General features: G+C 66.2%; 8 protein-coding genes. 4 read left to right on the plus strand and 4 right to left on the minus strand.

Annotated features, from left to right (window positions below):
* Window positions 1-500: 500 nt before the first annotated feature.
* Together ACYSM9_RS04135 and ACYSM9_RS04140 are read left to right on the plus strand one after the other, a co-directional pair.
* Window positions 501-2,420 carry a hypothetical protein gene (locus ACYSM9_RS04135; protein ID WP_461855735.1) on the plus strand — a complete coding sequence of 640 codons (1,920 nt, stop codon included), beginning with the start codon at window positions 501-503 and terminating at the stop codon, window positions 2,418-2,420.
* A complete protein-coding gene (locus ACYSM9_RS04140) occupies window positions 2,417-3,436 on the plus strand; it encodes an aminoglycoside phosphotransferase family protein (RefSeq protein ID WP_461855736.1) in 1,020 nt (339 codons plus the stop codon). The genes ACYSM9_RS04135 and ACYSM9_RS04140 overlap by 4 nt, the downstream gene beginning before the upstream one ends.
* 30 nt (window positions 3,437-3,466) lie before the next feature.
* Here the strand turns inward: ACYSM9_RS04140 and ACYSM9_RS04145 are convergent, their stop codons facing one another.
* Entirely contained in the window at window positions 3,467-4,918 is a 1,452-nt protein-coding gene (locus ACYSM9_RS04145) for a lipopolysaccharide biosynthesis protein (protein ID WP_461855737.1), read from the minus strand.
* 484 nt (window positions 4,919-5,402) lie between these two features.
* Here ACYSM9_RS04145 and ACYSM9_RS04150 point away from each other — a divergent pair, with 484 nt between their 5' ends.
* Both ACYSM9_RS04150 and ACYSM9_RS04155 read left to right on the plus strand, forming a co-directional pair.
* Complete coding sequence (locus tag ACYSM9_RS04150) at window positions 5,403-6,326, plus strand: glycosyltransferase (RefSeq protein WP_461855738.1); 924 nt, start codon at window positions 5,403-5,405, stop codon at window positions 6,324-6,326.
* Between the two features lie 194 nt (window positions 6,327-6,520).
* Entirely contained in the window at window positions 6,521-7,816 is a 1,296-nt protein-coding gene (locus ACYSM9_RS04155) for a hypothetical protein (protein ID WP_461855739.1), read from the plus strand.
* Between the two features lie 176 nt (window positions 7,817-7,992).
* On the opposite strand, the gene ACYSM9_RS04160 is transcribed toward ACYSM9_RS04155, so the two are convergent.
* The 3 genes from ACYSM9_RS04160 to ACYSM9_RS04170 all read right to left on the minus strand — a co-directional run bounded on the left by ACYSM9_RS04160 (window position 7,993) and on the right by ACYSM9_RS04170 (window position 11,882).
* Window positions 7,993-9,093 (minus strand): hypothetical protein, encoded by a 1,101-nt coding sequence (locus tag ACYSM9_RS04160; protein ID WP_461855740.1) that lies wholly within the window; start codon window positions 9,091-9,093, stop codon window positions 7,993-7,995.
* The gene (locus ACYSM9_RS04165) at window positions 9,090-10,217 is read right to left on the minus strand and encodes a glycosyltransferase (protein WP_461855741.1); all 1,128 of its coding nucleotides are present in this window, start codon (window positions 10,215-10,217) and stop codon (window positions 9,090-9,092) included. Before ACYSM9_RS04165 ends, ACYSM9_RS04160 begins: the two co-directional genes overlap by 4 nt.
* A gap of 96 nt (window positions 10,218-10,313) precedes the next feature.
* The gene (locus ACYSM9_RS04170; protein WP_461855742.1) at window positions 10,314-11,882 is read right to left on the minus strand and encodes a tyrosine-protein kinase domain-containing protein; all 1,569 of its coding nucleotides are present in this window, start codon (window positions 11,880-11,882) and stop codon (window positions 10,314-10,316) included.
* Window positions 11,883-12,098 lie beyond the last annotated feature (216 nt).

Consider the following 12,098-nt stretch of genomic DNA (forward strand, 5'->3'; position numbering starts at 1 on the left):
GAAGAAAGGAGACCGGCATTCTTTCGATTGTCGTTTCGATGCAGCTCGTCTTTTACAATGCTTTTCGCAGCCGTCCGGTTATGTGAATAACCTTCGGGCTTGAAGGCCGTCGGCTAACTGCCTCCGGCGCGGTACCCAGCCGTAGATGCGAATATAGCCGCGAAAATCCAGCATGCGCCATACGATCCGGCTTTGGATTTGCTCAAGATCGCCCCCGCTTTTGCTCAAGATGGCAGAGCATGCCCCTACCTACCTAAGCCCCGATGCTCCCGCACTCCCCTACCTAATGGCTTCCTGCAGGCGAACAACCCCATGGCCGCCCGCGTTTACTGCCGGCGGGCCCCTTACCTGCGTACGGCGGGAATCCACCGGCTGAAAAAGTGAGTACCTTCTACTGGTGATAGCGCGGGCAGCCCGGGCGTAGTCTCTCGGAACGGCCGCGGCGCCGGCGGGACACCTGCGTGTTCCGTGTTTCGGACTGTCATGAAATGGTGATCAATTTGTCAGTGTCTCCCCAGCTGCCGGCCCCGGCTACCAACCCGGACTTAAACGGCGGGCGCCGGGCGGCTGCGGGCCGCAGGCCCGTCCCGGAGATCAACCCCGGCGTGGCAGCAGCGCTGGCTGCCCTCGAAAATACAGGCCTGCCGTGGGTGGTGCTGCGGGGCGAAAATGACCTGCTCCATCCTGCCGGGGACGTTGACCTCCTTGTTGCACGTGAACTGGTGCCAGGCCTGGACAGCCTCCTTGCCGGCGTCGGGTTCCGCCGCGTTCACGCCATGGGCCATGGCAGCCACCGCTTCTACTTCCGGTACCTTCCCGACACCGATCTTTGGATCAAGCTCGACGTCGTTTCGGACATCAGCTTTGGACGGTTCCAGGAACTCGGCACGGCCCTGGCCGGGGGATGCCTCAGGCGGAGAGTGCCCCTGGGGCCCCTGTGGCTGCCCGACCCGCATGACCAGTCCTGGCTCCAGCTCCTGCACCTCGTCCTGGACAAAGGGGAAATCGCCCCGGAACGGGTGGAAACCGCCCGCGCGGCCTGCGCCCTCGCATCCGCCGCGGACCCCGTGGCGGCCGTGCTGGACGGAAAAGTGGGGGACGGCACCGCCGCGGCCCTTTTGGAAGTGCTGGAGTCCGGCAGGTTCCACGAGGTCCCTGCGATGGCCGCGATGATGAAGCACCGGTGGCGGGCCGGCAGGAGGCCGCCCAGGCTCATCAGCGTGGCCAACCATGCCCTGCGGCGCGTTGGCCCGCGTCTCCAGGGCTCCGGTCCCGTCATTGGGGTCCTTGCACCGGATGGAGCGGGCAAGACGACGCTGCTCCACGGCCTGCGTTCGCAGTGTCCGCTGCCCTCGTCCTATGTCTACATGGGGCTGTGGGCCAGCAGCCCCTCCGACCGGTGGATTGGATCGGTTCCCGGCGGCATTCTCGCCAGGAAGCTGGTCCGCATACTTCGCGGGGGCGTCGCGGCGAGGTACCAGTCACTGCGCGGAAGGCTGGTGCTCCTGGACAGGCTGGCCCAGGACGGGATGGTCGGCGGGGAACAGTCCCGGAGCCGGCTGCGCAGGCTCTCGGATTGCCTGGCCCTCTACGTTCAGCCGCAGCCGGACCTTGTGCTGGTGCTCGATGTTCCGGGGGAGGTGATGTTCGCACGGAAAGGCGAGCACAGCCCGGAGGTGCTGGAAAAGTGGCGCAATGCCTACCTGGAACTGGCGGCAGGACTTCCCTCAGCGTGCGTCATCGATGCCAGCGAGTCCGAAGCCCAGGTTCGGCGGAAGGCGTCCGGGCTCCTGTGGAAGGTGGTTGCCGGCGGCCAGGCTGCCGCCCCGGAAGGCCCGGACCAGATTCCCCTGCATCTGTGGATGCTCCTGGACTGGCGCTTCCTGCTGCCCATGGGCAAGACCGGAAAACTCGGCTACGGCGGCAGGATCAGCCACGGGGAGATGGCGGCCATCAGCCTCTTGGATCCCGCCGCCCGCAGCATCGAAACAGGGCCGGGGCTGCAGGCGGATCTCGATGCAGTGCTGCTCTCCCGGCCCGGGTGGGGCCTTGTCGAAACGGCTGCGGCCTCCCTCCGCCCGAACGGGTGGATGTGCATCCAGGTGCAGCGCTCGTTCGGACCACGCTCCGGTCCGTCCACCCTGGCGGGGTGGAAACGGGCCATGGGGAAACTGGGTTTTGAAGATGTGGCGGTCTACTGGCACGTACCCCGGTTCGAAGGGCCGGAGCGCCTGGTGCCCACGGCGTCCGTGCCCGCCGTCCGGGACACCCTGGACCATTACTCCAGTGCACGTTTCGGCAGGGCCAAGGCTGCATTGGCCGGCCTGGCATTGACGTTGGGCTTGTTTGATGTGGCGGCTCCAGGCGGGACTGTGGTGGGCCGCTGGCCGGAGGCATCGCCCGGAAAGGACGCCGCGTGAACTACATCGACCAGATCCTCGCCGACCACTACGGCGACCTGGGACTCGCCGCGTACGGCGTTCCCCGCACCTGGACCACGCTCCTGCTGACGCCTCAATTCGTGACGTCCAGGCATGTGGTGGCACTGATCTTCGCCGAAGGTGCGGACCGCCCGAGCCTGGTGGTCAAGGTCCCCCGCCAGCCCGGAGACAATGCCAGCATCCGTAAGGAAGCGGACGTGCTGCTTGGGCTCAAGGCGATGGGCGTCGGGTCGGCACAGGGGGCTCCGGAGGTCGTGGGGGTGCTCGACGTCGGCGGCCAGACGGTGCTCGTCGAAACAGCCGTCGGGGGCAACTTGCTCGAGCCCCGGCTTGTGGTGGAAGACGTTGCCAGGGCCGTGCATGCGGGCATGGATTTCGTCGCCGGCCTGCCCTGCACCCGGACGGTGCCGGAGAACCTTGGGTGGTACGAGCGCACCATCGGCACTCCCCTGGCCGACCTTGCCTCGCTCTTTCCGGAGCAGGCGGAAGTTCCCGCCCTGGTCGGCCTCACGCACCAGGCCCTGGCGCCCCTGCGGGCGGAACAGCTGCCGGCCGTGGTGGAACACGGCGACCTCAGCTACCAAAACCTGTTTCTTCAGCCGGACGGCCGCCTTCACGTTGTTGACTGGGAGCGCTCCCGCCTCGACGGACTGCCGGCCCACGACCTGGTCTTCTACTTGCAGTACGTCGGCCAGTCGCGGGAGCACGCATTGTCGTCCCGCCCGCTGCAGCTGAAGGCCTTCAATAACGCCTTCAGCGCCGATGGGTGGGCGGTGGGGTCCGTTGCAGAGCACCTCAAGCTCCGGAACGTGGACACCGGACTGCTTCCCTACCTGGTCATCGCTACGTGGGCCCGTTCAGCGGCCACCCTTGCGTACCGGCTCAAGGGCGAGGGAACAGATGGCGGCGATCCCGGATACCTCCAGGATGCGGTAACCGCCGACCGGGACTTTTGGCTGTGGCGCCATGCCGTGACCGACTGGGCGCCCCACTGACCCGCAGCGACGCTGACCCGCAGCGACCCGTCAGCGGCGGCGGAGCAGGACCACCAGTTCGTCATGCAGCGGGGCGAAGCCCAGGCGCAGGACGAGGTAGACGGCGCCCACGGCGGTGGCCAGTACCAGGGTAGCGGTGGGCAATCCGCCCAAATGGGGCAGGAGGAGGATTTCCAGGCCCGCCAGGACCACGGCCAGGCTGCACGCCAGCGCGGGCAGGACTGCCCTCAGGAGCGCTTTCGCTCCAATTCCGAGCACCCTCGCCGCAACTGCCTGCATCCCGAAGGCGAACAGCACCGCCGTGGCCATTTGGGCGCAGGCGACGCCGACGATGCCCCATTGCGTGGACAGGATCAGGACCGGTACCAGCACCGCCAGCCTGATGCTGGAGAAGGTGATGGACAGCCCGGGACGGCCTATCGCCTTGTACACGTCGTTGGCGCCGGCTCCCAGGGAGCGCGCGGCCGCGTAGAGGGACAGGAACATGAGCGGCACCACGGAGTCGGTCCATTTCGCGCCGAACACCAGGGGAACAATCACCGGTGCCAGTACCGCCAGTCCAACCCCGGACGTCATGCCGTACAGGGACTGGATCCGCACACCCTTCAGGTAGCCCTCGCGCAGGCGTTCGGGCTGGTCCTGCACTTGCGTGTAGAGCGGGAACAGCACGGTCGAGAGGACAAAGAAGACGTTGATGATCAGCGCCTCCGGCAGCCGGAATGCCAGGGTGTAGTACCCCAGGGCCTGAGCCCCCAGGATGGAGGCGATGATCAGGTAATCGACGTCGAAGATCAGCCGGGCCAGCAGATTGCTGCCGGCTACCGGGACCCCGAACTTCAGGGTGGCCCGGATCGCGTCCTTCGCCACGCGCCACAGCTGCCACGGCGCATCCCGGCGGATCAGGAACCAGCAGGTGGCAGCGTAGGCAACGGCCCCGCTTGCCGTGCCGGCAGCCAGGGAGAACGCACCGTACCCCGCAAACGCGAGCGTGAGGCTGACGGCCCCGGTGGTCACCGCACGGCACACCGGCGCGACGGCCAGTTTCTTGAACTGAAGGTCACGCCGAAGCAGGGCCTCGGGCACCGCACCGAGCGCGGTGGCGAGCAGGGAGATGGCCAGCACCCGGACCAGGGGTTCGACGTCGGGCAGTTGGAAGAGCCCGCCAATCCACGGGGCAGCGACGACGGCGAGCACTGCCAGCGCTGCTCCGAGGACCACCGAAACGAGCAGCGCGGAGCGCGCGGCGACGCCGGAGGCCGGCAGGTACACCAGGGCCTGGGCGACGCCGGCGTCGGCAATAGTCTCCATATAGGCCATGAGGACCAGCGCCGCGGCCACGAGGCCGTACTGTTCCGGCGACAGGAGGCGCGCCAGCACGATCGTTGTGAGCAGCACGATGCCCTTGCCGGAGATGAGTGCGAGCCCCTGCCAGACGGCGCCACGGAAGCCGACGCGGGCAAGTCCCCCAGTGACGTTGGTCATGGTTCGTTGGTCATGGTTCGGAGCCTTCCTGTGGCCGCTTTTCAGCAGACTACTGCCGATGACCGCCCTGGTGGGCCGCGCGGGACGATGTTTGTGGGATTAGGGGTTTTCCCCATATCGCGCCCACCACCCTGCCACCGTGGGGGACAGGCGGATAAACTGGGCAGGAGGGATTTGTTCCCACATTTAACGCGCTTTGTCCCGTTTGCAGGTCCCATTTATCGCCGTTTGGCCAATGCGGAGAATCGTGAATACAGCAAACGCAATGCCCGCCGAAAAGAAAGCCCCCATTCCGGCGACGCTCATCCTGGTTGCCCCGCACGAGAATTCGGGCGGAGTTGGCGATTATGCCGAAGAATTCATCGCCGCTGCCGCCCCGCTTTTTGCGTCCTATCGCGAGGTCAGGACGGTTGGTCCGGGCGGTGCAGGGCTTCCTGACTTGCTGCGTTACCGGAAACGGCTCGCCGCGGAAATAGGAAAATCATTGTCCGAGGGACCCGTGGTGGTCCACTTCGAGTTGTCCGCAGCGTCGGTGGCTCCTTTCTGGCTCCTGGCCGGCCGGTCCCGCCGTGTGATTACCACCGCCACCATCCATGACCCGCCCTGGGCTGTCTGGTGGCCCTTCCGGCTGAAGTCCGTGGCGAAGAGCAAACTCGTCCAGCACGGCATCCACCTGCCGCTTCGTCCCTTGAGTGCAAGGCTGGAAAGGCGGCTGTTGCGAAACGCCGCCCTTTTTGCACTTAGCGAGACCGGCGCGGGGGCCCTTCGGACGGCCTTCCCGGATTGTGCGGTAATGCCCGCCGTGCATTTCGTGCCGCCCAGGCCCACCCTTGCGCCGCTGCGGGACCGGCCGCTCGCCGTCGGGCTTTATGGCCATGCAGCGAAGGGCAAAGGATTCGAAAGGCTCGTCGAGCTGCGCAATGAAATTCCGCGTGACGTGGCAGTTATCGTTGCGGGCCGGGGGACCGAAAAACTCCCCCCGGTGCCTGGGGTCACGATTCTTGGTGCGGTGGAGGGTGCCCAGGAGGATGCGTTTTTTGAGTCCGTCAGGGCCATCCTGCTGCCTTACGACAAGACCAGCCGCTTCTACGGCCAGATGCTGCCTGCCTCGGGCGTGGTTTCCCGCGCCTTTGCCTACGGCACCCCGGTCATCGGCTTTGACGCCGGAACCCTGGGGGAAGCCGCCGGGGCCGGCGGGCTCGTGGCCGTTCCCCCGTCTGCCCGGGCCCTGGCAGAAGCCGCGCACCAAACCATCACCGACCCCGCGGCCCTTGAACACCTTGAAAACCAGATCGGGGCATTGCGCAGGGAACGTGCTGCCCGGCGGGCGGTTGCGCCGTTTGTGGCGTTCTGGGCGGCCGCGGTGGGCGGCGACCGATGCGCAGAAGTTGACCTCCAGTCCACCTGACACCCCGGCAGCGACGGGGTTCGCGCGTCCGCAAACGTGGTGCGGATACCCACAAACCGCGCTGGCCGGCCTAGTGGCAGCACTGCGGTGCCCGTACGGTGAAAGTGCGGATCATCGCGCCGCGATGCCGGGCCGCTTCGAACCTTCCGGACTGCCCGCGAGCCAAGACCGATCAGCAGAGGAGCGCCCAACCCGTGCTGTTGCTATCCATAGTGGTCACTCTGGCATTGATCAGTGTCGCGCTGGTCCTGGGCCGTTCCTACCACGTGCTGATCGGGCTGGTGATCGCCGCAGGCTGGTCGCAGGCGCCATTGATCAGCCTCACCCACTCGAGCGTCTTCCAGTACATCGATGACGTGCCCGTCATCGTGCTCATCATGGCCGCCGTCACCAGATCGTTTACCGCCACGGATCGGCGGCTGCACAAGGCGCTCGGACTGCTCCTGCTGTTGGCCCTTTTCGTGGCTGTCGGGTTCCTGCGTTCCCCGGATCCGGGAATCGGCCTTGCCCAGGCGCGGCAGGTCCTCATGCCCCTGGGGCTCGTATTTGCCGGTTACGTCTACCGCGACCTCGTCCAGTGGTCCAAGGTGGCCGGTTTCCTGCTGGTGTTTGGCGGCCTGACCGTAGCCTGGGTTCTTATCGAGGAAGTTAAGCAGGCGCCGCTGCTGGATCCTACGTGGTACTACCTGAACGTTGTCGGCGGCAAACCAAGTGGAATGAGAATGGGCCTGCCGCCGGCCTATTTCGCGGACGGTGTCTCCGACGGCGAAGCTGCCCTGCGTCCCGGCGGCCCCTTCATGAACCCACCGGTCATGGGCTTCCTGCTGGGGCTGGGAGCTTTCGCCGCCGTCGCAAAGCTGCGGGGTCTCGCCAGGATTGGCATGCTCGCAGCCATTGGCGTGTCGCTCTTCTTCGCCTATGCACGGGCCGGGATCCTGATCTTCCTCGTCGTGACGCTGATCTACCTGATCTGGGTAAAGATCGGCAAGTACGCCGGCCTGCTGGTGGGCCTGGGTCTTGGTGGATACCTGTTCTCGACTTTCGTTGAGCAAGGCAACACGGCGAGCCACTCCGACGGCCTGTTCTCCGGCTTCATGCTTGGCCTGCAGGCACCCATCGGGCTGGGCTTTGGCACCACCGGCTACCAGGCGGCGTTGGAAGGCGCGTCAACCGGTGTGGGCAGTGAGAGCCTCCTGGGCCTGTATTTCGCCTGGCTGGGCTGGCCCATGCTGGTCGCCGTCCTGCTGCTCGTGGTCCGCCTGTGGAAGCTGCTCCGCCAGGTGCCGAGGGGCGGCAGCCTTCCCGTCTGGCTCACCATTGCCTTCGTACTGGCTGTCGCATCCTCCGAATCCGCCTCCTCGATTGCCTCCACGCCGGTGCTTTGGCTGGCCGCCGGAGCAGTCATCGGGCTCAGGACGCCGCAGAAGACGCTTCCTGCGCATGCCCCGGGCGGGCAGGCGGTCCAGCCCCTGGAAAGCTACCCAAACTAGTATTCCCGCCTGCCGGCAGGGCCACAGCGCCCTGCCGGCGGCTTGTGCCAGCACCACGCCGTCGAAGAGGGGGAAGCGCCAACAACGGCCGCAAACCCCGAGCTGCAAAAAGACCGGCCGGGGAGACCCGGCCGGTCTTTGGATTTTCGCTTCCGTTCACTGATTGCCGGGGTGGATTACTGCGGAGGTTTACCGCCGCCCAGCGAGGCCCACCCCTGGGCTGCCTCGTCATGGAAGCGCTTCGCCGCACGGGCCGCTTCGGCCTTGCCGTGATCCAACGCGTATTCAATGGCGGCTGCCCACGCGTCCACTTCGGATTCCTGGCCCCCCAGGCCCGGACCGTCCTGGACGTGCAGCCCGTCCTGGACCAGCAGCCGGGACCGGGGTCCATACAGTTCCTGGAGGCTCGTTCCCGCCCGTCCCACTATCGGAACTGCCCGTTCAAGTGCCCGGACCGCGATTCCGCTTTGGTAAAAGCGCTTGTACGGGATGAGGATCGCACCGCTGGTCGCAATCAGTTCGTCGAGTTCGGCTTCGGAGACGAAGCGCGGGTCAACGTTCCAGCCCCCAATCTCCGGCCAACCGCGGCCGACGACCTCGAGCTGGTACTTCGCGCCGAGCCTGCCGGCCAGCGCCTCGAGCAGGCCGACGTCCCGGTCGGCTTTGTACTGGCCAAGCACGCGCACGTGCGGCCTGCCATCGGCACCGTTTCCGGACACGGGGGCCTCCGCCGCGGCTGGGGCGGCGAGCATGGGATGGGGCAGCACCGTAAGGCCGTCCCCGAGCCCCATGTCGGCCATGGCCTGGGCCGCTTCCTTGCTGTGGACCACGGTGGCGGGCCGGTTCCGCACCAGCCGCACCGCACGGGCCACGGCACGGCTGCTGCCCACCGAGCGGACGAGGGGCCGCGGATCGTGATACACAACGATTCCCGAGCCACCACACAAGGCCTTGACCATCAGCAGATCCAGGAACCCGAGTACCGGCCACGTGAGAAGCACCTTTTCCGCTGCGTGCGCCTTGCGCGACCGCCGTCCCGCGGAGGCCAGCAGCCTGGAATAGGCTGCCAGCCAGTGGAGACGGCTCTTTCCGGATTGTGAGGGCTCCAGGACCGAGAGCTGTTCCGACTCAATTCCCGCATCGGCCAGATGCTGCACCACGGCCGCCGTGTAATGGCTCAAGGCCATACCGAGCGGGTTCACCACGATGACCCGCGGAGAGCGGCCGGGTGCAGGCGGGTGCGCCTGCACCCCGCTTGTCCGGAGTCCAAAGGTCACTTGCGCGCCCCCCACCGGGTCTTCTTACCGGCCAGGATGGCCTCCTGAAGCGTCACTTCGTAGTTCGTGCAGACGTCTTCCCAGTTGTAATGCACCACCGCCCGCTTCCTGTTCGCTTCCCTGGCCCGTGACCTCAGGTCCTTGTCGTTCAGCATCCGGCGCAGTGCCTGCTCAATGTCCGCCGGTTCGGGCGAGACCAGGTGCTCCTCGGCCGTGAGGACCTCGGCGTTGTAGGGAGTGTGCCGCGCCACGACCGGCGCCCCACACGCCATTGCCTGGACCAGTGCCGGGTTTGTGCCCCCTACGCTGTGGCCGTGGAAGTAGACCCCGGCATGGTGCCAGAGCGACAGGAGCTTCCGGTCGTCACTGACGTGGCCCAGCCAGGTGACATTTTCATGTTCACCCAGCCGCTGCGCGGCCTCATCGAGCACGCCGCCATACCCACTGGAGCCGACAATCACCACCGGATGCTGCTTGGCGAGCACTTCGGCCGCCTGGAAGAACTCGGAAACCGTGTTTTCGGGAACAAACCGGGCAACCATCAGGACGTAGGAGTCCGGCTCCAGGCCCGGAACCACTTCCTGCGGAATCGCGAGATTGGCCCCGTACGGAATGAAGACGCTGTCGCGGCCGAAGTCCCGCTTCCAGCGGCGCTGGATTTCCCGCGAGTCGCTGATCAGGATCGTGCCGTACCTGGCCGTCATGCGCGCCCCCTGCCGGAAGACGAACTTGGCGAACCGGCTCCATTTCGCGCGTTCCCATTCAATCCCGTCGACGTTGACCACCGTGGGGATTCCCCGAAGCTTCAGCAGCGGAAGGAAGAAGCCATTGGCCACATTCATGACCAGTGCAACCTGGGGCTTCTTCCATGCCGCGTGCAGGACCGAGGTCAGGCCGAACGAGAGGGTACTCAGCGACTTGCTCTCCAGCCCCACGGTTGTAGTGGTCCGCACGCGCGGGTCCCGCGCGGTGTCTTCGTCCTTGGTCTGGCCCGGACGGCAGTAGACATTGACGTCCCATCCGGCGTCGGCCAGGAACGGTGCCAGGCGCCGCACGGCAGTTTCAAAGCCGCCGTAATAGCTTGGATAGCCGCGCGTTCCGATGACCACAACCGACCTGGACATGCGTTCTCCTCTAAAAGTTTCGTCAGACAGTGCTGGGGGCCCGGGTTGGTTGTGCCTGCCGGAAGCCGGGCAGTTGAGAGGCAGGGAAGGCGCCGGCTAGGACGACGAAACACTCCTGGTCAACGTGTCTTCGCCGGCTTCGGAAACGGGGGGAGGAAGCTCCCGCCGCCCTGCCCGGGGTGCGCCATCGGAGCCCCTGGCAGGAACGGCATCAGCAGGTTCCTGCTCCGGCGTGTAGTACGAGTAGCCGTCGAATTCCTTTGCCGGCACGTAGTTCAGCAGCGTGCCGAGAACGCTCGCACTGACCCTTCGGAGGTTCCCCAGGGACTTCGAGAGCTGTTCCTTGGTTGTCCGGCCGGCCCTGACGACGACGATCGCACCGTCTGCGACGCGCGCCAGGAGCACGGCGTCTGTTACCGGGAGCAGAGGGGGAGCGTCGATGATGACCACACCCCTGTCCGACAGTGAGCCGATCAGCTGCTTCATTGCGCGCGAGCTCAGCAGTTCACTGGGGTTCGGCGGGATCCGGCCGGATCCCAGGATCCGCAGGTTGGGAAGGTCGCTCCGTTGCTGGAGGACATCGTCCACGCGGGCTTTTCCGGTCAGGATGTCTGTGATGCCTATGCCCGGGACCACGCCGAAGATTCGCGCGATGCTGGGGTGCCTCAGGTCGCCGTCGACGACGATGACGTCCTCGCCTGCCGCCGCCATGGCGGACGCCAGGTTGGCAGCGATGGTTGATTTGCCTTCCCCGCTCACTGAACTCGTGACGACGATGACGCGCGGCGGGTTGTCCACGTCGAGGAAGGTGAGGTTGGTGCGCAGTTCACGGAGCGCCTCGGCGAATGCGGGGTTCTGCGCGTACGAGCCAGCCTTCCCGGAGGGGCTTTCAAGTACTTTGTTCCCGCCCTGCAGGGTGGCATCGACCGGAAGGGAACCGATGACCGGTACTGAGAAGAGTTTCTCAACTTCCGCGGCGGTGCGGACCCGCCGGTCCAGGCGGTGGCGCAGGAGTGCGGCGACGTAGCCGAGAAGGAGACCCAGCAGTGCGCCGGAAAGGGTGGACAGTCCAACGCCGGGGGAGACAGGATCGGTGGGGATGGTCGCCTCATCCAGAGGAACGAGGGAGAGCGGCGGCACCGCGGAATTCGCGGGCTGGCCCGAAGCCGCCGCAGCCGCGGATGCCCGTTCCCTTTCCTGGACCTGCTTGCCGAGCTCGGCCACCCAGGCATCAGCAACCTTTTGGGCGGTGTCCGGGTCGGAGGCCTCAACCCTGATCCGGATCTCGGCCGTGTCCCGGGGAACATTGACACTGACGGCGTCCAACAGCTGCGCACCGGTCATCTTCACATCCGTGGAGGCGCTGACGTTGTCCGCAACCAGCCGCGATTCGGCCAGCGACTTGTAGTTCTTGGCCCTCGCCTTGGCCAGCGTATCCCCCGCGAGGAGGCTGCTGACGCTCTCGGTTCCGGCCGCGACCACCACGGCGCTGGCCTCGGAGGCGTAAACGCGGGGACGCATGGCGCTCCATGCCATGGCAGACACCGTGAGGACCAGGGTGACCACGGTAATGAACTTCCAGTAGGTCCGCGCGATCCGGGCGTAGTCCCTCAGGCCAAGGCTGGCCCCGGATGCTTCGCCGGCGGCAATATCCTGATTACTCAACTGGGCTATCCCTCCTGGAGGTTGATGTGGCTGGCGGGCAGGCGCGGTGAAAGGACCTGGCAGGATCCAATCGCTTTGGGGGACCTCTTCTTTTGCCATGGTTGCTCCCTTTTCCGGCGCTTGCCTTCGTCGCTGCGTGCCGCTTTTGCCGTACGCTGCCAAGCTATTCCGACGTCCGCCGTTGTGGTTCCGGCGGTACCTTCGGGTGTGGGTGTG

This window comes from Arthrobacter sp. C152 (assembly GCF_054890965.1).

Excerpts from the sequence above, each read along its gene's own strand:
- ACYSM9_RS04145 (WP_461855737.1), bottom strand. The coding sequence starts at position 4,918 with ATGACCAACGTCACTGGGGGACTTGCCCGCGTCGGCTTCCGTGGCGCC.
- ACYSM9_RS04165 (WP_461855741.1), bottom strand. The coding sequence starts at position 10,217 with ATGTCCAGGTCGGTTGTGGTCATCGGAACGCGCGGCTATCCAAGCTAT.